The sequence below is a fragment of the Bifidobacterium parmae genome (assembly GCF_002860365.1).
Taxonomy (GTDB): Bacteria; Actinomycetota; Actinomycetes; order Actinomycetales; family Bifidobacteriaceae; genus Bifidobacterium; species Bifidobacterium parmae.
On the sequence record NZ_NMWT01000025.1, the window covers coordinates 62588 to 85183 of the forward strand.

Annotated in this window: 18 protein-coding genes; 10 read left to right on the forward strand and 8 right to left on the reverse strand. The window is 65.3% G+C overall.

The genetic code is table 11. The features are described from left to right. Window positions 1-22 precede the first annotated feature (22 nt). The 10 genes from Uis4E_RS08350 (at window position 23) to Uis4E_RS08395 (ending at window position 12488) form a co-directional block, all read left to right on the forward strand. Window positions 23-994 carry a shikimate dehydrogenase family protein gene (locus Uis4E_RS08350; RefSeq protein WP_207764567.1) on the forward strand — a complete coding sequence of 324 codons (972 nt, stop codon included), beginning with the start codon at window positions 23-25 and terminating at the stop codon, window positions 992-994. 17 nt (window positions 995-1011) lie between these two features. Continuing rightward, on the forward strand, window positions 1012-1959 hold the full coding sequence (gene rapZ / locus Uis4E_RS08355; RefSeq protein WP_101622796.1) for an RNase adapter RapZ: 948 nt from the start codon (window positions 1012-1014) through the stop codon (window positions 1957-1959). Window positions 1960-2140: 181 nt separating this feature from the next. Further along, entirely contained in the window at window positions 2141-3088 is a 948-nt protein-coding gene (gene whiA, locus Uis4E_RS08360; protein ID WP_101622725.1) for a DNA-binding protein WhiA, read from the forward strand. Between the two features lie 134 nt (window positions 3089-3222). After that, on the forward strand, window positions 3223-4428 hold the full coding sequence (locus Uis4E_RS08365) for a phosphoglycerate kinase (RefSeq protein WP_101622726.1): 1206 nt from the start codon (window positions 3223-3225) through the stop codon (window positions 4426-4428). Between the two features lie 108 nt (window positions 4429-4536). Next, the gene (gene tpiA, locus Uis4E_RS08370; protein WP_101622727.1) at window positions 4537-5331 is read left to right on the forward strand and encodes a triose-phosphate isomerase; all 795 of its coding nucleotides are present in this window, start codon (window positions 4537-4539) and stop codon (window positions 5329-5331) included. Window positions 5332-5431: 100 nt separating this feature from the next. Then, entirely contained in the window at window positions 5432-5680 is a 249-nt protein-coding gene (gene secG / locus Uis4E_RS08375; protein ID WP_034526069.1) for a preprotein translocase subunit SecG, read from the forward strand. 115 nt (window positions 5681-5795) lie between these two features. After that, window positions 5796-6746, forward strand: coding sequence for an L-lactate dehydrogenase (locus Uis4E_RS08380; RefSeq protein ID WP_101622728.1), 951 nt, complete (start codon window positions 5796-5798; stop codon window positions 6744-6746). Then, the gene (locus Uis4E_RS08385) at window positions 6743-7585 is read left to right on the forward strand and encodes an HAD family hydrolase (RefSeq protein WP_101622729.1); all 843 of its coding nucleotides are present in this window, start codon (window positions 6743-6745) and stop codon (window positions 7583-7585) included. The genes Uis4E_RS08380 and Uis4E_RS08385 overlap by 4 nt, the downstream gene beginning before the upstream one ends. Before the next feature lie 151 nt (window positions 7586-7736). Beyond that, a complete protein-coding gene (locus Uis4E_RS08390; RefSeq protein ID WP_101622730.1) occupies window positions 7737-9299 on the forward strand; it encodes an aminotransferase class I/II-fold pyridoxal phosphate-dependent enzyme in 1563 nt (520 codons plus the stop codon). Between the two features lie 18 nt (window positions 9300-9317). Beyond that, on the forward strand, window positions 9318-12488 hold the full coding sequence (locus Uis4E_RS08395) for an alpha-mannosidase (RefSeq protein WP_101622731.1): 3171 nt from the start codon (window positions 9318-9320) through the stop codon (window positions 12486-12488). A gap of 94 nt (window positions 12489-12582) precedes the next feature. On the opposite strand, the gene Uis4E_RS08400 is transcribed toward Uis4E_RS08395, so the two are convergent. The 8 genes from Uis4E_RS08400 to tal form a co-directional block, all read right to left on the reverse strand. Next, window positions 12583-13812, reverse strand: coding sequence for an MFS transporter (locus Uis4E_RS08400; protein WP_101622732.1), 1230 nt, complete (start codon window positions 13810-13812; stop codon window positions 12583-12585). A 231-nt stretch (window positions 13813-14043) separates the two neighbouring features. Further along, entirely contained in the window at window positions 14044-14940 is an 897-nt protein-coding gene (locus tag Uis4E_RS08405; protein WP_101622733.1) for a carbohydrate kinase family protein, read from the reverse strand. A gap of 54 nt (window positions 14941-14994) precedes the next feature. Beyond that, on the reverse strand, window positions 14995-16215 hold the full coding sequence (locus Uis4E_RS08410; RefSeq protein ID WP_101622734.1) for an ROK family transcriptional regulator: 1221 nt from the start codon (window positions 16213-16215) through the stop codon (window positions 14995-14997). 184 nt (window positions 16216-16399) lie between these two features. Beyond that, window positions 16400-17551 (reverse strand): ROK family transcriptional regulator, encoded by a 1152-nt coding sequence (locus Uis4E_RS08415; RefSeq protein ID WP_101622735.1) that lies wholly within the window; start codon window positions 17549-17551, stop codon window positions 16400-16402. A 165-nt stretch (window positions 17552-17716) separates the two neighbouring features. Beyond that, window positions 17717-18238: an NUDIX hydrolase gene (locus Uis4E_RS08420; RefSeq protein WP_101622736.1), complete on the reverse strand. Its 522-nt coding sequence runs from the start codon at window positions 18236-18238 to the stop codon at window positions 17717-17719. Continuing rightward, window positions 18235-19842 (reverse strand): aminopeptidase P family protein, encoded by a 1608-nt coding sequence (locus Uis4E_RS08425; RefSeq protein ID WP_101622797.1) that lies wholly within the window; start codon window positions 19840-19842, stop codon window positions 18235-18237. The genes Uis4E_RS08420 and Uis4E_RS08425 overlap by 4 nt, the downstream gene beginning before the upstream one ends. Window positions 19843-19912: 70 nt before the next feature. After that, complete coding sequence (brnQ, locus tag Uis4E_RS08430) at window positions 19913-21274, reverse strand: branched-chain amino acid transport system II carrier protein (protein WP_101622798.1); 1362 nt, start codon at window positions 21272-21274, stop codon at window positions 19913-19915. Window positions 21275-21479: 205 nt separating this feature from the next. Continuing rightward, the gene (gene tal / locus Uis4E_RS08435) at window positions 21480-22583 is read right to left on the reverse strand and encodes a transaldolase (protein WP_034526112.1); all 1104 of its coding nucleotides are present in this window, start codon (window positions 22581-22583) and stop codon (window positions 21480-21482) included. Window positions 22584-22596: the final 13 nt, after the last annotated feature.

A 22596-nucleotide genomic window follows, 5' to 3' on the forward strand; every position in this document is an offset into this window, starting at 1 on the left:
AGGCAAGGAGGGAAGCATGACGATCGCCAATCGGTGCGCGGTGCTCGGCAAGCCCATCGCGCATTCGCTGTCGCCGGTGCTGCACAACGCGGCGTACCGTGCGCTCGGACTCGACGACTGGGCGTACGACAGGCACGAGGTGGGGGAGGAGGACCTCGACGCGTTCCTCAAGGGGCTCGATCCCACGTGGCGCGGGCTCAGCCTGACCATGCCGCTCAAGAAGACCATCCAGCCGTACGGCACGCCCCGCAACGTGTGGGCCAGGGAGCTCGGCATCGCCAACACGGCGGTGTTCGACTGGGACGAGGCCACCCACGACGACCCCGCATGGCCCCACGGGAAGCCGGCGATCAGGCTCTACAACACCGACGTGGTCGGCATCCAGCTGGCCTTCGACCACGCCGACCGCGAACTCGGCGTGCACCGCGACGGGCGGACGGGACGCCGCGCGCTCATCATCGGCAACGGCAACACCGCCACGTCGGCGGCGGCCGCCTGCCTGATGCTGCCGGGCGTCGCACGCATCACCGTCGCCGCGCGCCACCCCGGCCGCGACCTCGGACTGGACTCCGCCGCGAAACTGTTCCGCGGCGTCGAAGGCCGCCCCTACGACGAGATCGATTTGTCCGACGCGGACGGGGTGACGGCGGCCGCATGCGGATCCGACTATGTGATCAACACGATCCCCGGGCACGCCGCGGACGGTCTCGCCGAAACGCTCGACCATGCCGGGAGCGCGTTCGACGGCATGCTGCTCGACGTGGTCTACGATCCGCGGCCCACGAGGCTCATGCAGGCGTGGCGCGCCCACGGCGGCCACGCGATCGGCGGCGAGGAGATGCTCCTCTACCAGGGGCTCATCCAGGTGCTGCTCATGACGGGCGTCTGGGACGACGACCCGCCGTCCGACGCGGACCGTCGTCTGCAGGACGTCACCACCGACGACGACCATCTGGAGATCGCCATGAGAACGGCATTGGAGGAGGCGCTGTGATCAGGAACCAGACGCTGATGAACACGTTGCGCGGCACCGCGGCCCCGATCGACGCGGCCCCGGACCCGTCCGCATCAGACAGGCCGGCGCCCGCCGACGGCTTCGAGGTGCTGCTCATCACCGGCATGTCCGGCGCGGGGCGCTCGCACGCCGCCGACTGCGTGGAGGACATGGGCTGGTACGTGGTCGACAACATGCCGCCCAAACTGCTCGTCCCCCTCGTCGACATGATGACCAACGCCGGCGACGGCAAGGGCGTGCACAAGCTCGCCGCCGTCATCGACGTGCGGTCGCGCGAATACTTCGACGACCTCAACGAGGTGCTCAGCCATCTCGACGACCTCGGCGTCAAGACCCGCATCCTGTTCCTCGACGCCAGCGACGACGTGCTCGTCACCCGCTACGAGAAGGTGCGCAGGCCGCATCCGCTCCAGCACGGCAACCGTCTCATCGACGGCATCGACGAGGAGCGAGCGCTGCTCGCGAACCTCAAGGAGCGGGCGGACATGGTCATCGACACCTCCGCGCTGAGCATCCACCAGCTGTCCACCAAGCTGTACGAGGCGATGGTCGGATCCGGTCCGAAGACCGTCGCCGTGCACATCTTCAGCTTCGGATTCAAATACGGCACCCCCACGGACGCGGACTTCGTGGCCGACGTGCGGTTCCTGCCCAACCCGTTCTGGGTGCCGAGCCTGCGCGAGCTCACCGGATGGGACAAGCCGGTCGCCGACTACGTGCTGAACAGCGCGGGCGCGTCCGAGTTCCTCGACGCGTACGAGAAGGCGCTGCTCGTCGCCATCGACGGGTACGCGCGCGAGGACAAGCACTTCGTGACGATCGCCGTCGGATGCACGGGCGGCCAGCACCGTTCGGTCGCCATGAGCGAGGCGCTGGCGAAGCGTTTGCGCTCACATGGGCTTGATGTCACGGTTTCCGCCCGCGAACAGCGAAAGCGCAAGTAATCGCGCCCATGCGGCGCTGACCACATGTCGAGACGTCGGCCGCGAAAAAGTGAAAACGGCGCGACTGTTGTCCAAGATGGCCGGTATCACAGAAGTTCGGCGGACGGCGGGGAAGAGTCCCCGTCCGGCAGACCCGGACCCCTGGAACCATTGAGAGGGACGAGACTTAGGAGGTTGGCTCTTGGCTCTTCTGGATGATGTGAAAAGCGAGCTCGCGGCGCTTGAGGACGAGAAGGCGGACGCCAGGAAGGCGCAGGTCACCGCCATGATCCGCTTCGCCGGCGGCTTCATGAACAACGCCCAGAAGCAGGTTGTCATGCTCGCCACCTTCGATTCCCCCGTCGCGGCCCAGTGGCTGCGCGACAACATCGAGGACCTGTACAGCCTCGAAGCCAAGATCGTCAGCTCCCAGAGGACGACGCCGACCGGCGTCCACGAGTACCATGTCGTCAAGGTGGAGCGCGGCGCGGTGAATCTCGCCGTGGCGACCGGCCTCATCGACCGCAACAAGGCGGTTCGCGGCCTGCCCGTCAAGATCGTCCAAGGCAAGATCGCCCAGGTGCGCGCCGCATGGCGCGGCGCCTTCATGGCCAGGGGAATCCTGTCCGATCTGGGCAAGAACCCGTGCATGGAGATCGTCTGCCCGTGCAACGAGGCCGCCATGGCGCTGGCGGGTCTCGCCCGTCGCCTCGGCATCACCGCCAAGCCGCGCCAGCTCAGCAAGTCGTACCGCGTGACGCTCACCGACCCGGACTCCATCGAACGCATGCTCAACTCGATGGGTGCCATGCGCTCCGCCCGCGATTGGACGGGCAAGCGTTCCGACGGCGAAACCCGTTCCAAGGCGAACAGGCTCGCCAACTTCGACGACGCGAACATGCGCCGTTCCGCCAAGGCCGCCGCGGAGGCGTGCGACAAGGTGCGCAAGGCGTTCGAACTGTTCGACGCCGCCGGCGTCGACGTGCCGGACAACCTGCGCGCCGCCGGCCAGCTGCGCCTCGAACACGGCGACGCCAGCCTGGAGGAGCTCGGCCGTCTCGCCGACCCGCCGATCTCCAAGGACGCCATCGCCGGCCGTATCCGCCGACTGCTTCAGCTGGCGGAGAAGACCGCCAAGTCGCGTTCCTGAACGTTTTCATAACGTTTCTCAGATACGTTCCAAAAAATCCTGTGTCAGGCCCGCCCGGACGGCGGGCCTGTTGTATTATGCGAAGTGGCAAGAAACCGCCACTTTCCCGCGCAAGCGGTTAGGAAAGGATATTCATGAAGACACTCAAGGATCTCGGAGACCTCAAGGGCAAGCGCGTCCTGGTCCGCGCTGATTTCAACGTCCCGCTGGACGGCACCACGATCACCGACGACGGCCGCATCAAGGCCGCCCTGCCGACGATCAAGGCCCTGCGCGAGGAAGGCGCGAAGGTCATTCTGATGGCCCACCTCGGCCGCCCGAAGGGCAAGGTCGTCCCGGAGCTCTCCCTCGCCCCCGTCGCCGCCCGTCTCGGCGAGCTGCTCGGCATCGACGTGCCGCTGGCCGCCGACACCTACGGCGAGGACGCCCAGGCCAAGGTTGCCGCGATGAACGACGGCGACGTCGTCCTGCTGCAGAACGTGCGCTTCAACCCGGAGGAGACCAGCAAGGATCCGGCCGTGCGCGCCCCCTACGCCAAGAAGATCGCCGCCCTCGGCGACGTCTTCGTCTCCGACGGCTTCGGTGTCGTCCACCGCGCCCAGGGCTCCAACTACGACGTGGCCGCCGATCTGCCGGCCGCCGCCGGCCTGCTGGTCGAGAAGGAAGTCAAGGCCCTGTCCAAGGCCACCGAGAACCCGGAGCGTCCGTTCACCGTCGTGCTTGGCGGCTCCAAGGTCTCCGACAAGCTCGGCGTCATCGAGAACCTGCTCGACAAGGCCAACCGCCTCGTCATCGGCGGCGGCATGGTGTTCACCTTCCTCAAGGCCAAGGGCTACGAGGTCGGCACCTCCCTGCTCGAGGAGGACCAGCTCGACAAGGTCAAGGGCTACATCGAGACCGCCGAGAAGAACGGCGTCGAGCTCGTGCTGCCGACCGACATCGTCGTGAACGCCGGCTTCCCGGCCGGTGACACCCCGGTCGCTCCGGAGGTCGTCGCCGCCGACGCCATCCCGGCCGACAAGATGGGTCTCGACATCGGCCCGGAGTCCCAGAAGCTCTTCCACGACAAGATCGTCGACTCCAAGACCGTCGTGTGGAACGGCCCGATGGGCGTGTTCGAGATCGCCGAGTTCGCGGAGGGCACCAAGGCCGTCGCGCAGGGCCTGGTCGACGCGACCGCGGCCGGCGCCTTCACCATCGTCGGCGGCGGCGACTCCGCCTCCGCGGTGCGCAACCTCGGCTTCCCGGAGGACGGCTTCTCGCACATCTCCACCGGTGGCGGCGCCTCTCTCGAGTTCCTCGAGGGCAAGGAGCTGCCGGGCCTGAAGGTGCTCGCCTGACATCGACTCCGCATCGGCTCCCCGCGTCCCCGTGGCGTGGGGAGCCATGCCGTTTCATCCCCGTATATGCGCGTCATGCGCGCTTCACGCACTTCAAGGAAGGAATCCATGGCGTCCGAACGCGTTCCGCTGGTCGCGGGCAACTGGAAAATGAACTTCGATCATCTCGAGGCCACGTATTTCGTGCAGAAGTTCGCATGGCAGCTGCGTGACGCCCATTTCGACTTCCGCAGGGTGGAGGTCGCCCTGTTCCCCTCGTTCACCTCGCTGCGCAGCGTGGAGGTGCTCGTCGAGGCCGACAAGCTCAAGATCCGATACGGCGCGCAGTCCGTGTCCGTCACCGATCAAGGGGCGTTCACCGGCGACATCTCCGCCGACATGATCGCCCATCTCGGGTGCTCGTATGTGATCATCGGCCATTCCGAACGCCGCAAATACCATCCCGAGGACGATGCGAACATCGTCGACCAGGTGCGCGCCGTCCTCGCCGCAGGCATGCAGCCGATCCTGTGCGTCGGAGAAAGCTTCGAGGAGCGCCGGCAGGGCATCGAGCTCGACTTCGCCGTCGGTCAGGTGCATGACGTCACCCGTGACCTCAACGAGGCCGAAGCGGCGAAGCTCATCATCGCCTACGAGCCGGTGTGGGCCATCGGCACCGGCATGGTCGCCACGCCGGAATCCGCGCAGTATGCGGCGCAGGCCATCCGCGACGACCTGAGGGCCACGTTCGGCGACAAGGTGGCCGATACCGTGCGCATCCTCTACGGCGGCTCCGTGTCGTCGAAGAACGCGGTCGAACTCATCGGCGAACCCGACGTGGACGGGTTCCTCATCGGCGGAGCGGCGCTCGACGTGGATGAGCTGACCCGCATCTGCCGGCTGACGGCCAAGGCCACGAGATGACGCCGTCCATGCACCGTCCATGCGTCGGCCGTTTCGCCGTTCTCAAGACATTGCGCTATGCTGGAGCGCAGATTGATACCAAACCGGAGGTAATCCACCCGTGACCGCTCTGAAAATCGCCCTCGAAATCGTCCTCGTCGTGCTCAGCTGCCTGCTGACCCTGCTCATCCTCATGCACAAGGGCAAGGGCGGCGGCCTGTCCGACATGTTCGGCGGCGGCCTGACCCAGAACGCGGGCACGTCCGGCGTCGCCGAGAAGAACCTGAACCGTTGGACCGTCATCATCGCCCTGATCTGGGTGGCGATCATCATCGCCCTCGGTCTGATGACCAAGTTCAATCTCATCTGAGCGTTCCCGCTCGTGATCGCATGACCCATGACCGGCATCCGGCCATGGGTCGTATTCGTTATGGCGGGTCCGGCCCCGACGGCGCGGCTCCGCATGGAATCGGAAGGGTACACCAATGGTCACCATGAACCGCAACAAAGTCGTCATCGTCGGCACCGGTCAGGTGGGCGCCACCGCCGCGTTCGCCATCGTCACGCACGGCCTGTGCAACGAGCTCGTCCTCATCGACCATGTCGCAGCCAAGGCGGCGGGGGAGAGCCACGACCTTGACGACGGCAGTGAATTCCAGGACCGTCACGTCAAGGTCCGCATGGGCGATTACGCCGACTGTTCCGACGCGGACATCGTCGTCATCACCGTCGGCCGCAAGCCTCCGGCCAATTCGACCCGTCTCGCCGAACTCGGCTTCACCGTGGGACTCGTCGGCGACGTCGTCGATCACGTCATGGCATCCGGTTTCGATGGTGTGATCGTCATGGTCTCCAACCCGGTGGATGTCATGGCATGGTATGCGTGGAAGCGTTCCGGGCTGCCGCGCACGCAGGTGCTCGGCACCGGGACCGCGCTCGACACCTCGCGCCTCAAGACCATCATCGGCGAGGAGACAGGCCTCGACCCGCGCAACGTGGGCGGTTTCGTCATGGGCGAGCATGGCGACTCCCAGTTCGCCGCATGGTCCACCGTCTCGCTCGGCGGCAAGCCGTTCGCGAAGTTCCTGGCGGACAACCGCAGCCGCTTCGCCTCCGTCTCCACCGAGGAGATCGAACGCAAGACGCGTATGCGCGGCAACGAGATCGTCGCCGCGAAGGGCGGCACCAACTTCGGCATCGCCTCCACCGTCGCCGGCATCGTCCAGACGATCCTGTGGGACGAACGACGCATCGTCCCCGTCTCCACGCTGCTCGACGGCGAATACGGTGAGCATGACGTGTTCCTCGGCGTCCCCACCGAACTGCGTGCCAACGGCGCCAACGAGATCGTAGAACTCGAGCTCACCGACGAGGAGCACGCGAAGCTGCATCATTCCGCCGAACTCGTCCGCTCCTACTGCGAGGGTCTGCTGTGAACGCCGCCCGCGCACCGAAGCTCATCGTCGCCGACCTCGACGGCACGCTCCTGCACGGCGCCCCCACGTTCGAGGGACGGCATCTGACCGAACGCTCCATCGAGGCGGTGCGTCGACTGCATGACGCCGGCTACCGGTTCGCCGTCGCCACGGCCAGACCGGTGAGCACCGGCTACGCCATCGCGGAACGGTTGCCGGTCGACGCCTGTATCTATCTCAACGGCGCCCTCATCGACCTCGACCCCGCGAAATCCGACTACGGCATGCTTACTTCGGGCCGTCTGCCCGCCGACGGGCATCTCAGGAAGATCGGGTTCTCGTCGTCTCGCGCCTGCGAGGTGTGCCGGTCCCTGCTTGCCGCGATGCCCGACCTCGAAGTCGGCATCGTCATGGACGACGTGAGGTACACGAACTTCGACGTGAGCGTCTACTGGAAGACCCAGACTTGGCGCCTGACCGACTTCACCGAGACGGATGTGCCCGCGGGCATCGCCGACAAGATCATCGCGTTCCCGAAAGGAGAGCAGCGTGAGACGCTCCTCGGTCTGATTCCCGACGACTTCGCGTTGTCCGTTTCCGAGGGCACGTTGTACATGCTCATGAACCCGAAGGCGAACAAACGTGACGCGTTGAACGTCCTGTGCGATCATATGGGCGTCGCCCCGGAACACGTCGTCGCATTCGGCGACGATCTCGTGGACATCGACATGATGCGGTTCTCCGGCCGTTCCGTCGCTGTCGCGAACTCCAATCCGCAGGTGCTCGCCATCGCCGACGAGATCTGCCCGCCCAATGACGAGGACGGCGTCGCGAAGTGGATCGAAACGCATCTGCTGTGATCGTGGCGTGGCGCTCCGGACAGTAAGTTCAATTGTCGTCGTCCGTCATGTGAAACCATGCCATGAGGGAAATTGAACTTGTCTTGAACTTCCTCTAGGTTATGAACCAATGTTCAATATGGATATTGAACTTTGTGGTTTGGAGGAAGACATGTCCACAACGGCTTTCGCGGAACGGCTTCACGAGGCGATGAACGACAGGGGATTGAAGCAGGTCGACCTGGTGCGCGCCGCCGAAGATCAGGGCGTGAAGATGGGCAAAAGCCACATCAGCCAGTATGTCGCCGGCAAGACCATGCCCCGCGAAGACATCCTCGAGTTCCTCGCCACCGCGCTCAGCGTGGATGTGGACTGGCTCAGGGGGGACCGTGTCCCGGCATCCTCCGAGGTGTCGGACCGGTCGGCCGCGCCGGCCGCCGAAGCGACCGGACAGTCCGCCGCGTCAACGTCGTCGCCGGCCGCGCCGTCCGTGACCGGGGAGTCGTTCGTGCCCCGTCGCCGTACCTTCGGCAAGTCGCACAAGCTCGACAACGTCCTCTACGACGTGCGCGGCCCCGTCGTCGACGAGGCGGCGCGCATGGAGGCCGACGGCACGCATATCCTCAAACTCAACATCGGCAATCCGGCGCCGTTCGGGTTCCGCACGCCGGACGAAGTCGTCTACGACATGGCCCACCAGCTCACCGAGACCGAAGGCTATTCGCCGTCCAAGGGCCTGTTCTCCGCGCGCAAGGCCATCATGCAGTACGCGCAGCTCAAGAACCTGCCGAACGTCACCATCGACGACATCTACACCGGCAACGGCGTGAGCGAGCTCATCAACCTGTGCATGTCCGCCCTGCTCGACGACGGCGACGAGGTGCTCATCCCCAGCCCCGACTATCCGCTGTGGACCGCCTGCGTGAACCTCGCCGGCGGCACCGCCGTCCACTACGTGTGCGACGAACAGTCCGAATGGTATCCGGACATCGACGACATGCGCTCCAAGATCACCGACCGCACCGTCGCCATCGTGCTCATCAACCCGAACAACCCGACCGGCGCGCTCTACCCGAAGGAGGTGCTGCAGCAGATCGTCGACCTCGCGCGCGAATACCATCTCATGATCTTCTCCGACGAGATCTATGACCGTCTCGTCATGGACGGGCTCACGCACACGTCGATCGCCTCGCTCGCCCCGGATCTGTTCTGCATTACGTTCTCCGGCCTGTCGAAGTCGCATATGATCGCCGGCTACCGCGTCGGCTGGATGGTCCTGTCCGGCAACAAGCGCATCGCCCGCGACTATATCGAGGGCATCAACATGCTCGCAAACATGCGCATCTGCTCGAACGTGCCCGCCCAGTCCATCGTGCAGACCGCACTCGGCGGCCATCAGAGCGTCAACGACTACATCGTGCCCGGCGGACGCCTCTACGAGCAGCGTGAATACATCTACAACGCGATCAACCAGATTCCCGGCCTGTCCGCCGTCAAACCGAAGGCCGCGTTCTACATCTTCCCGAAGATCGACGTCAAGCGGTTCAACATCCACGACGACGAGCAGTTCGCACTCGACCTGCTGCACGACCAGCGCATCCTCATCACGCGCGGCGGCGGTTTCAACTGGGGCGAACCCGACCATTTCCGCATCGTCTATCTGCCGCGCATCGAGATCCTCAAGGACGCCACCGCCAAGATCGCCGACTTCTTCAGCACCTACTGGCAGAACTAGTCCGGACCGGCCTGCACCATGCGATTCGATCCGGAACATGAGCTGAGACGGTGCGACCGTGTCATCGCGCAACGCGTCGCGCCATACGTCCATGTCACCATGTCCGCGTGCACGGTGCGTGCGGCGGACAATCCAGGCGAGCCCGAGCCGGCCTCCGCGTTCCTCGCGCGCGCCCGAAACGGAACCGCGGAATTCCGGCCGTTCCCGATACCCGGGCCATGGGGGACGACGTGGGGCACCACCTGGTTCGAGGTGACCGGTCGCGTCGATCGCGCGGCGACCCGCGGCCGCGACGTGGAACTCGTGACGGACCTTGGCTGGAACCGTCCGGACTGGCCGGGATTCCAAGCGGAAGGGCTCGTCTACCGGGCCTACGGCACGGTGGTCAAAGCCGTCAATCCCCGCAACCGGTGGGTGCCGCTCATCCGCGCCGACGGCACGGACATCGCCGGTCTCGACGAGGACGGTCGGTTCACGCTCTACCTCGAAGCCGCGTGCAATCCCGACCTGAGCGAGTCCACCGGCTTCGCTCCCACGACGCTCGGCGGCGATCCCACCGGCATACGGGATCTGCCGTACACGGTGAACCGCATGGACGTCACCCAGTTCGACCGCGACCAGTTCGCCTTGATGATGGACCTCGAGACGGCGTCCGGTCTCGTCCGCGAGCTCGCGGACGATGATCCGAGACGATGGCGGCTCGCCAAAGCGCTCAAACGCGCGTTGGACGCCTACGACGAACACGACCGCGAGACCACCGTCCCGCAGGCGCGCGCCGAACTCGCCGGAGTGCTCGCCGCGCCGGCCGCCGCGAGCGCGGTACGGCATGTCGCCGTCGGCCACGCGCACATCGACACCGCATGGCTGTGGCCGATGCGCGAGACCCGGCGCAAGGTGGCGCGTACCGTCGCCAACGTGCTCGCCCTCATGGACGAGGACCCCGACATGACGTTCGCGATGAGCTCCGTCCGACACTACACGTGGCTCGAACACGACCATCCAGACCTGTTCGCCCGGATGCTGCATCGCATCGACGAAGGCCGGTTCATCCCCGTAGGCGGCATGTGGGTCGAAGCCGACATGATGATGCCCACCGGTGAATCGCTGGTACGCCAGTTCACCACCGGTCTCTCCTACTGCCGCAACCATCTCGGCGTGAGACCGCGCGGCGTCTGGCTCCCCGACTCGTTCGGCTTCGACGCCGCTCTGCCACAGATCGCCCGACGCGCCGGATTCGACTGGTTCCTCACCAACAAGCTCTCCTGGAACGACACGAACCGTCCCGACCATCACGCCTTCCTGTGGGAGGGTATCGACGGCACGCGCATCCTCGTCCACATGCCGCCGTCCGCCACCTACGGATCCACGATGGAGATGAACGAGCTCATGCGCTCGCAACGCGACCTCACCGACAAGGACCTTGTGGACGACGCGATCATCCTCTACGGGCACGGCGACGGAGGAGGCGGTCCCACCCGAGAGATGGCCGCGCGAATCCGCCGCGCGCACGACCTCGAAGGCGCCCCGAAGGTCGCCTTCGGCACACCCGACCAGCTGTTCGCCGCGTTGCACCGCGACATCGTCGACGACGTGCAGAACGAGACACCCGTACGACGCGGCGAACTCTACCTCGAACTTCACCGCGGCACATACACGGCGCAGCAGGAGATGAAACGTCGCTGCCGAGAGGAGGAATCCCTGCTGCGCGTCGTCGACCGTCTCGTTGCGACGGCGCTCGTGCACGTTCCCGGCTATGAGCCGCCGCGCGCCGAACTCGACCGTATCTGGAAACGTCTGCTCGTCAACCAGTTCCACGACATCCTGCCCGGCACCGGCATCGCCCGCGTCCACCGCGAAGCGCGCGACGTCTACGCACAGGACATCGCACGGCTGCATGAACTCGCGACGGAGACGACGCGTGCGCTGCTGCGCGACGCCGCCATCGCCGACAGGAATGAAGCCGTCACGGAACGGGAAGGATGCGATGCCACCCTACCGAACGCGTCCGGGACATCGACGGCACGCGACGGTTCCCGCTGCGACACTGGACAATGCGAACGTCCGGTACGCGTCACGCGCGACGACGCCGGCGTGACGTTCGACAACGGCCTGCTGCGCGCGCACATCACCACGGAAGGCGCCGTGAACTCCCTGATCGACCTCGCCGTCGACCGCGAGATCGTGCCCGAGGGGACGGCCATCGGCCGTTACGAACTGCTGCGCGACGAGCCGTCGCAATGGGACGCATGGGAATTGGAACGCGACGCGTTCGACACCGCCATGCCGCTCACGGATGCGGCACTCGCCGATGTCGCCGTCGCGGCGGACGGCACGGCGACGGCCGTGGGCATCGTCGCGACGGACGGCGTGCGCATCCGCACGCGCATCGTGTTGCGCCCGGACGCTCGCTCGCTCGACTTCCACGCCGATGTGGACTGGCATGCGCAGGAGCGTATGCTCAAGGTCGACGTTCCCGTGGCCGTGCGCACTGACCGCGCGCGGTTCGAATGCCCATACGGATTCGTGGAACGGCCGGTCACGGCCGGTCCGCTCGGGGAGAATCCCGCATACGAGAGCTGCACGGGGCGGTTCGTGCGCGTCGCTGAGACCGGGTACGCGGTCGCCGTCGTGAACGGGTCCACTTACGGTGCCGACGTGTCGTCGGTCCGCCGCGATCCGATGCAGGGGAGCTATGGCGGCGTGATGGTCCGGTTGTCGTTGCTGTCTTCTCCGCGATATCCGGATCCGGATGCCGACATGGGACGGCACTCGTTCGACTGGTCGGTGCTCGCCGCGGCGGACATGCCGGCGACGTTTGCCGAGGCCGTGCGGCTCAACACGTCGGATGTCGATGGTCTGGCCGATGTCGCGCCGCTTGCCTCGCTCGACCACATGCGAGGCCTGGTGGTGCTCGACTGGGTGAAGCCCGCCGACGATGATTCCGGCGACATCATCCTGCGTCTGGTCGAGGCGGCGGGCGGTCGGGCGAAGGTGACGCTGCGTCTCGATCCTGCGCTTGACGGATGCTCGGTCATGGAGACCGATCTGTTGGAGGAGGAACCTCCTGGACCGGATCTGCCGCGCGCGCTCGAGATCGAGACGCCGGCCGGACGCGACGGCGTGCCGCTCGTCTTCGGCCCGTTCCAGCTGGCGACGCTGCGCATCCGGAGACGCATGCGGAGACGATGAAAAGGGGTGGGGTTCTTCCGGAAACGATTTCCGGAAGAACCCCACCCCTTAGGTCAGGTTCGCGGTCGTGGACCGTTCACCTCGGCGAAGGCGATCAGGCCTCGGCCTTCTTGCCTTCGATCAGCTTGTAGCCGAAGCCGATGACGAGCACGTAGACGCAGCCGACGGCCATCACGATGATGCCACCGAACTGGCCGGCCGCGTCGGCCGCGACACCCATGATCGGCGGGAAGATGGCGCCGCCGATGAGGCCCATGAGCATGAGGCCGGAGATCTCGTTCTGGCGCTCCGGACGGTACATGAGCGCGTGGGAGAGGAACAGCGAGAACACGTTCGAGTTACCGAAACCGACGAGGGCGACGGCGGTCCAGAACAGCCACTGCGGCGGGTCGTTCGGGGTGAGCGTGAACACGGCGAAGCAGACGGCGGACAGCGTCATGATGACGCCGCAGATGCGCATGCCGAGCTTGTTGCTGATCTTCTGGAGCACGATGCCGCCGGTGAAGCAGCCGATCATACGGGCGATGAAGTAGACCATCGTCGCGTTGGTGGCGACGGTCAGGGCGATGTCGGTGTGCTCCATGAGGATGCGCGGCGCCTGGGCGTTGATGCCGACGTCGACGCCCACGTGGGCGACGATGCCGAGGAAGCACAGGAAGACGATGCCGTCGGAGAACAGCAGCTTGAAGCAGCGGCCGATGGTGGTGGTGCCGGCGTCCGGAGCGGGCTCGTCGATCTTGTCGAACGCGAGCCAGATGTAGCCGATGATGCCGACGACCAGGTAGATCACGAACAGGATCCACCACATGTTGAGCTGGTTGAAGCCCCACGCGGCGATGTACGGAGCGAACAGGGAGGCGAAGGCCTTGACGAACTGGCCGGTGGTCAGCGTGGAGGCGAGCTTGTCGCCCTTGACGAACACGGTCAGCAGCGGGTTGAGGGACACCTGCATGAGGGTGTTGCCGATGCCGAGGAACGCGAAGGAGATGACGATCAGGACGAGGCGGGCGGTACCGGAGAAGGCGACGTAGCCGATGATCGGCAGGGCCATGGCCACGAGCGTGACGAGGATGGACCACAGCACGGTCTTGCGGCGGCCGATCTTGTTCATGAGGATGCCGGTCGGCACGGAGAAGATGAGGAACCAGAAGAACACCATCGTGGTGAACAGGTTCGCGGTGCCGTCGGCCAGAGAGAACTCCGCCTTGACGTAGTTGGTGGCCGTGCCGACGAGGTCGACGAAGCCCATGACGAAGAACGCCAGCATCACCGGGGCGATCTTGGCGAAACCGGCATTGCCGGTCTTGGTGGTTTCGTTGCTCATTGTAATAATTCCCTTTTTCCTGTAATGAGACTGACGAAATAATCGATATTCAGTTATGGCTTGCCTTGGGCGGCGGGTTTTGTCCCCGCGCCGGGACGGTCGTCGAAAAGCAAGTGATGCTGGGACGGCGGTGTCCCGGCGCGAAACGGGCGCCAAGGAAAGGTGGCGGGTGACCGTCCTTCGCGTCATGCGACAGGACGGTCACGATGCCGCGTCATGCGGCGGACGGACTCACTTGCCGGCTTCGGCCAGGTAGTCGGTCATGTGAGCCGGGTACTCCGGCCAGGCGCCGTTGGCGGTGCACACGAAGGCGGCGGTGTTGACGGCCTTGCGGTGCGCCTCGGTGAGCGTGTCGCCCAGCAGGATGCGGGCGGTGAAGGTGCCGGAGAAGGAGTCGCCCGCACCGACCGTGTCGACGACTTCGACGCGCGGGGTGTCCACGGTGGAGATCTCGCCGTTCTTGGAGATGATCGTGGAGTAGGCGGAGCCGGCGGTCAGGATCACGTAGTCGAGCTTGTACTGCTCGAGGAACCAACGGCAGGCGTCCTCGCCGGAGGTGCCGCGGATGTCGAACATGTCGCGCAGGAGCAGCAGCTCCTCGTCGTTGATCTTGAACACGGTGGCGGCCTCGAGCAGCTCTTCGATGAGCTCCTTGGAGTAGTGGTCGCCGCGCAGGTTGATGTCGAAGAACTTCATCGCGCCCGGCTTGGTGTGCTTGAGCAGCTCGGTGATGGTGGCGTGGGACTCGGGGGAGCGCAGGGCCAGGGTGCCGTAGCAGACGGCGTCGGCCTGCTCGACGACCTCGATGAGCTGCTTGGTGTACAGGATGTGATCCCAGGCGACGCCCTTGACGATGGTGTACTCCGGGATGCCGTTGCGCAGCTCGACTTCGACGGTGGAGGTCGGCCAGGCGTTGCGCTGGATGACGGCGTGGATGCCGGCCTTGGCGGTCTCGGCCAGGAGCTCGTCGCCGAGCTCGTCCTCACCGACGGCGGAGACGGAGTAGCCGTCCGCGCCGTTCATCATCGCGTGGTAGGCGAAGTTCACCGGGGCGCCGCCGGCGCGCTTGCCGGAGGGGAGCATATCCCACAGGAGTTCGCCGAGGGAGAGAACGATGGGCTTGGACATGGTGGTTCCTTTCCTTCTGTTGTTTTTCCGTATGGAAAATCTTGGGTTTCGCGGTCAGCTCAGATCGAAGAACATCGAGGGGTGATCAAGGAACTGGGTGGCCGCCACCGCCGCGGTACCACATACGGTCGCGTCGGTGGGCATGGTGGACAGTCTGATTTCGGTGGAGTCGCAGATCTCGCGGATCGAGCGGCTGCGCACCGTGGCCTGCACTTCGTCGAGCAGCAGGTGTCCCGCTTCGGAGACGATGTCGCCGATGATGATGAGCCGGGGGTTGAACGTGTTGAAGATGTTGACGCATCCGTAGCCGATGTATCGGCCGATGCGCCGGACCATCTTCACGGCGCTGTCGACGCCTTCCCGTGCAAGCGCGAACAAGGCGCGGGCCGCATCCGTGTTGCTCATCAATTCGGCGTGGGGTACGGGGCCTCCCTCCTCGATAAGCATCTCCCGGATGGCGGGGGTGGAGCAGTAGCGTTCGAGGCAACCGCGGTTGCCGCAGTCGCACGGTTTGCCGTCGATATCGATGGAGACGTGGCCGATTTCGGTGGCGGCTCCGAGCGCGCCGTTGATGATGCGTTCGTTCTCGATGACTCCCAGGCCGACGCCTTCGCCGACGAGGAAGTAGGAGATGTCGTCCTCTCCGTGCGATTCGGGATCGAACAGATAGTGGGCGAGCGCGCCTGCGCGGGCGTCCTGCTCGACGAACACCGGTACACGGAAGGCGTGGCCGAATTCCTCGATGAAGTTGACGTCGCGCCATCCGAGCATGGAGGAGACGACGGCCGTGCGGCCTTCGTCACGCATGTAGGGGCCGGGTACGGCCATGGCTATGGCGATGATGGAGGGGTCGGCATCGAGTAGCGACTGGAGCCGAACGTGCATGAGACGGACGGCTTCGCCGATGGTCTCGTTGGTGACCGGCGGCAGGTCCTCAAGGCCGAGCGTGTTGCCGCACAGGTCGAACACGCCGACCTGCACGAGCGAACGTGCGAACTTGACACCGATGATGTGGAATCGTTCGGTGTCGAGCATCAGTCCGATGGAACGGCGGTTCTTCGCGCCTTCCATGTCGCCGGTTTCCTCGATCGCGCCGGCTTCGATGAGCTGTGCGGTGATCTTGGTGATGGCGGCGGGGGTGAGGTTCAGTGATTTGGCGATCTGAGCCCTGGAACTGACCCCGTTGTGGTAAAGGTGCTGGAGTACGCGGGAACGATTGGATTCCGCCACCGTCGCCTGGGATGTCGTGGTGTTGGCTTGTGTGCTGCTGTTCATCTCGACACCTCCTTGCGCGATTGACCGGCTGTCCGCTCGTCGTTGAATCTGAACTTCGCTGACATATTAACGCGGTTAATGCATGAACGCAATTAAGATTTCATGTGGCGTGTCGTGTCGATGTACGCGTGTCGCGCTGGTTGAAGTGCTATGTGACGGACTGATGTGGCTGAGCGCTCCCGTGTCATGCCGATTCGAGATGACGCATCGTCGCGGCTACGGCGGCCCCGCGCAAGGCGATGCCGGCTCCCTGCTGGCATCGCCTGATGCGGGTGCGCTCGTGGAAGTCGGATACGGTCATCGCGTCCAGACGGTTCTGCGCCGCGTCCAGGAACGTGCCGTTGACGATGTCGGCGGGGCCGTACACGCATACGTCGTCGATGTCGAGCAGGCCGATGGGCATGGCGATCGCGGAGGCGAAGTACGAGCCGGCATCCTGCAGGACCGCCGTCCTGCCGTTCGCGTCGGCTCCGGACATGCGTGCCCTCAACGCCGGAGCGCCGATCAGCGTCTCCATGCAACCGTGTTTGCCGCATGGGCATGGCGGCCCCTGATCCGGGTCGAGGGCGATATGGCCGATCTCGCCGCCCGCGTCATGCTCGCCGAGCACCGGCACGTCGTCGATGAGCGTCGCGGCGGCGATGCCCCGGCCGATTTTCACGAACATAAGGTTCGATTCGGCATCGCCGAAGAACCGTTCGGTGATCATGGAGGCGATCGTATCGTTGACCACGGTCACGGGAACGGGAAACCGTGCGCCGACCGCGGCGGCGAGATCGATGTCGCGCCATCCCAACGCCGTGGATTCGCGGATGACGCCGTCGCTGACCACTCCGGGGGTGGCGATGCCGATGCCGATGAGCGAGTCGCCGTCGATATCGGATCCGAGCCGGTCCACGAGCCGGATGATATCGTCCGGATCCATGCTCGCGTCGGGTTCCAGCGCGATCTCCATGTGATTCTGCGGCGTGCCCCTGAGATCGGTGACCGCCCCCTCGACGAGACGATCCTGGGACAGGTCGACGCCGATGACGTGCAATCGCGTCGGATCGACGGCGAGCAATGTGGCGCGCTTGCCTTTGCCGCTCACACTCGTCGCGTGTCCGCTCTCGCGGATGAGTCCCTCATCGATCATGCCGTTGACCACATCGGATACGGCGACGCGGGACAATCCGGTGATACGGCTCAACTCGGCCCGCGAGCGCGCGTCTGAGGGGAACAGCAGATTGAAGATGAGCGTACGGTTCATGCGTCGCACGTCGGACGGACTGGCCTTGCCGGGGTGCCCTCCGTGGACGATCAGCGGCAATGGCCGTGTGCGGGTCTGCGGGGTCATGCGACATCTCCTTGCCTGAGGCATCCGTTTCCGTCGTCGTTGATGGGCGGATGCGCGTCCCCGTAACCGCCGGACGCACTGTCTATCGATGATGTCTCCCCATTATACGAGGCGTATGAAAGCGCCGACCCGTCCGGCGGGAAACCGGCAGGTCGGCGCTGGGAATCATCGGCGTTCGCCGTCGAACACGAAGAGCGCGTGGGCGTCACCCGCGGCTTTGTTCTCGATGTAGGTGCGGAACAGGGCGAGACGTTCCACGGTGCTTCGCGCCAGAGGCTCGGGCAGTTCGTCCATGGGGAACCATCCGACGGACAGGCTTTCGTCGTCGCCGACGAACGGCTCCGCGTTGCCGCCCGGCTTCAACGCGCACAGGAACGAATGATCCATGTATTGCGCGTTGTCGCCGTTCGCGTAGGTGATGACGCGCGTATCCGAGGTGACTGCTACCAGGTCGGTGACGACCGCATCCACGCCCGTCTCCTCCTTGATTTCACGCACCACCGTGTCGGCAGGCTGCTCGCCCGGTTCGTTGATGCCGTACACCATCGCCCACTCGCCGGTGTCCGAACGGCGGCCGAGCAGCACGCGGCCTTGATCGTCCAGCACGCAGCCGGTCACGCCGATCAGCCACAACGGGTCATGGCCGATCTTCTTCCTCAGATCCAGGATGAACTGCGGGGTCGTCATGCGATGGCCTTCCCTGCGGCCTCGGCGCGTTCGCGCATCCACTCCTCGACGTCGTCGATTTGCTTCGGGATGCCGGCGGAGATCCATTCGGGGCCGTCCTCGGTCATGAGCACGTCATCCTCGATGCGGATGCCGATGCCACGGTACTCCGGCGGGATGAGCAGGTCGTCCTCGCGGAAGTACAGGCCCGGCTCGATGGTGAAGATCATGCCCGGACGGATCGTCGCGCCCTGATAGGACTCGAACCGCGCCTGCGCGCAGTCGTGCACGTCGAGTCCCAGATGGTGCGCCACGCCGCATGCAAGCCAACGGCGATGCTGCTGGCCCTCGGGGGAGAGGGACTCCTCCACGTCCACCGGCAGCAGGCCCCATTCGTGCAGGCGCTCGGCGATCACGCGCATGCAGGCGTGATGGATGTCCGAGTACGTGGCACCCGGCTTCGCCGCCTCGAACCCGGCCTGCTGGGAGTCCAGCACCGCCTGGTAGAGGCGCTTCTGCAGATCCGTGAATTTCCCGTTCGTCGGGAAGGTGCGGGTGATGTCCGCCGTGTACAGCGAATCGACCTCGACGCCGGCGTCGACGAGCAGCATATCGCCCGACTTCACGACGCCCGTGTTGCGCATCCAATGCAGGATCGGGGCGTGCGGGCCGGAGGCGACGATTGAATCGTAACCGACCGTGTTGCCCAGTTCGCGCGACACCGCGTTGAACGCGCCTTCGAGGATGCGTTCCGACCGGGGCTTGTCGAGCGCCTTCGGCAAGGAGGAGAGCAGACGGTCGAAACCGGCCTTCGTCGCGGACACGGCCTTGCGCATCTCGCCGATCTCATACGCATCCTTGACCATGCGCGCCTCGGACGTGAACTCGTGCAGCTTGTCGTCCGCCGCGGCATCGCGGTCGGGGTCGGCAGCGCCGTTCGTTTCGCGCACGGATTCGACGAGGGCGGTGATCTGCGGATCGGTCTCACGCATGACGCGCACGCGCACCGCGCCCGCCTCGCCGCCCACGTCCTTGGACAGGGCGTCGGCCAGCTGGGCGATGTCATGGGTCTCGATGCCGGTCATCGCCGTCATCTCCTTGAGACCGGCGCGCGGCCCCACCCAGTATTCGCCGTAGTGCGCGTTCATGAAGAAATCGGTGGTGGAATTGTCGGCGCGCGGGGCGACGAACAGCTCCGGCACATGCGTCTCGCCGGCCTTCGCTTCGGGCGAATCCGGGGCGACCGGATTGAGCACGAGCACGGCGCCCGCCTCGTAGTCCACGCCGAGACCCGTGTAGTAGGCGAACGCCGTATCCGGACGGAACATGTAGTCGCAGTCGTTGTTGCGCACCTTGGGCTGTCCGGCCGGAATCACCAGACGCTCGCCGGGGAACGCCGCGCCCAGGGCTTTGAGACGTGCGGGGGTGTACTTCGAGGATTCGAGCGGCTTGATGTCCGGCTCGTCGTCCGCCCAGCCGGAGCGCATGAACTCCTTGAACGCCTCGGAACGCGGGCGCAGCGAACGGTTGTTCACACGGTCGGCCATCGCCTGGTCGGCCCCCGGCGCGCTCGCGCGCTCCTCCGCCTCGTATTCCCTGTCCTTGTCGGTGACCACTTCACCCATGAAAACGCTCCTGTTCATCATCGGGGACTCGTTGACTCACCCTCATAGTAGTCGTCGCCGGCGGGACATGTCACGGACGGGTGGGACGGGCGTCTGTCGGAGGTCGCAGCAGCGAATCCACGATGCCGACGACGGCTCCCACGAGCGCGGGAACAAGCCATCCCAGCTGCTGCTCCTGCAACGGCAGCAGCAGGAGCAGGGAATCGAGCCACGGCAGCGATCCGCCGAAGACCACGGCCAGCGAGGCGATGCACGTGGCGACGGAGGGGACGGCGGCCAGCAGGATCGTCCATGGGTAGACGCGCGGGAAATGCGCTCCGAACACATGATGCGTCAGCGCGAGCAGCACGAGCACGATGGCGAGCGGGTAGAGCGCGGACAGCACGGGCACGGAGACCTTGATGATCGCGCTCAGCCCGGCGTTCGACACGATGAAGCTGAACACGGTGAAGATCACCTGCCATGCGCGGTAGCTCACGTCACGCCCCGCGATGGTGCGGAACCTCGTGTGGAAGTAGGTGGCGCACGTGCAGATCAGCCCGGTGCACACGTTGAGGCACGCGATGACGAACACGACGCCGAGGAACGCGGTGCCGGAGGCACCGAACACCGACGAGGTGAGGTTGGTGAGCACGGTCGCGCCTGTGTCCGTGGAGGAGTCGATCGCCGTGATGCCGCCCGACACGACGCCCACATAGCTCAACGCGCCGTAGATGATGACGAGCAGCACACCGGTGCCGATTCCGGCGAATGCGGTCTCGCGGCGCACTTCGTTCTCGTCGTCGACCTGCTGGGCGCGGATGTTCGCGGAGATCACGATGCCGAAGTACAGTGCGGCGAGCAGATCCATCGTCTGATAGCCGTCGAGGAAGCCGCGTGCCAGCTGGTTCGTCGCGTAGTCGCCGCTCGGGTGTGGTGCCGTGCCGCCGTGGACGAGGCATGCGACGAACAGGATGGCGATGAGTGTCAGCAACAGCGGGCCCATGAAACGTCCCAGCACCTTGGACAGCCGTTCGGGATGCTGGGCGAAGACGAACGCCAATGCGAAGAACACGGCCGAGTAGACCAGCTGAGCCGCCCACGTGGACGAATCCGGCGTGAACGGCGCCACCATCATCTCGAACGAGGTGGTCGCGGTGCGGGGAATCGCGAAGCACGGGCCGATGGTGAGGATGATCGCGAGACCCAGGAACAACGAGAAACCGGGGGAGACGCGCGAGGCGAGCGCGTCGAATCCGCCGGCGAAGGTGACGGCGATGACGCCGAGGATCGGTAGGCCGACCGCGGAGACGATGAATCCGACGCCGGCCGGCATGATGGCGAAACCGGCCTGAGCCCCGACGAACGGCGGGAAGATGAGATTGCCCGCTCCGAAGAACATCGAGAAGAACGTGAACGTCATCACCAGACGTTGCCTTGCGGTCAGATGCATGCGATAGGCCTCCTTGTTCCGGTCGTCCGTTTCCGGCGCCGTGTTCGTGCGGCGGGGACGGTCCATCCATGGAACCTCCTCCTCGCCGTGTGTTTCCGAGTGCCACCATAACCGCAAAGGCTCCCGGCCTTGCGGTCGGGAGCCTTGTGATTCCAGCTATTCAGCCGTTATGTGGACGCATGGCATCCGCATGCGTGCGCCTGTCTCAGCCGTTGACACGGTCGATGCCGGACTGCACGTCGGCGATGACCGAATCCCAGGACTTGATGAAGGCGGCGACGCCGTCGGCCTCGAGCTTGTCGGTGACGGCCTTGAAGTCGATGCCGAGGTCGGCCAGCTTGGCCATGACGGCGTGGGACTCCTCGTAGGTGCCCTTGATGGTCGGGGCGCCGTTGCCGTGGTCGGCGAGGGCGTTCAGGGTCTTCTCCGGCATGGTGTTCACGACGAACGGAGCAACGAGCTCGTCGACGTAGACGCAATCGGAGTAGGCCGGGTTCTTGGTGCCGGTGGAGGCCCACAGCGGACGCTGCTTCTTGGCGCCCTTGGCTTCCAGCGCGGCCCAGCGCGGGTCGTTCGCGAACTTGTTCTCGAACAGCTCGTACGCGATGCGGGCGTTGGCGATGGCGGCCTTGCCTTCGAGAGCCTTGGCCTCGTCGGTGCCGAGGGCCTCGAGCTGCTTGTCGACCGCGGTGTCCACACGGGAGACGAAGAAGGAGGCGACGGAGCCGATGTGCTTGAGGTCGTGGCCGTTGGCATCAGCCTGGGCGATGCCTTCGATGAAGGCGTCGATGACCTGCTCGTAGCGCTCGAGCGAGAAGATCAGGGTAACGTTGACGGAGATGCCCTTGGCCAGGGTGGCGGTGATGGCCGGCAGGCCTTCCAGAGTCGCCGGGATCTTGATCATCGCGTTCGGACGGTTGACCTTCTCCCACAGCTCGACGGCCTGCTTCTCGGTGTTCTCGGTGTCGTGGGCCAGACGCGGGTCGACCTCGATGGACACGCGGCCATCGACGAAGTCGGTCTTCTCGGCGATCTCGCGGAAGATGTCGGTGGCGTTGCGCACGTCGGTCGTGGTGAGCTCGCGGATGGCGGTCTCGACGTCGACCTTGCCGAGTTCCTTGAGCTGCTCGTCGTACGGGCCGACCTGGCTCAGGGCCTTCTGGAAGATGGACGGGTTGGTGGTCACGCCGACGACGTTCTTGTTGGCGATGAGGTCCTGCAGGGAGCCGGACTCGATGCGGGAGCGGGACAGGTCGTCCAGCCAGATGGAGACGCCGGAGTCGGACGTACGCTGCGTTGCTTCAGTCATTGTTTTCCTTCCT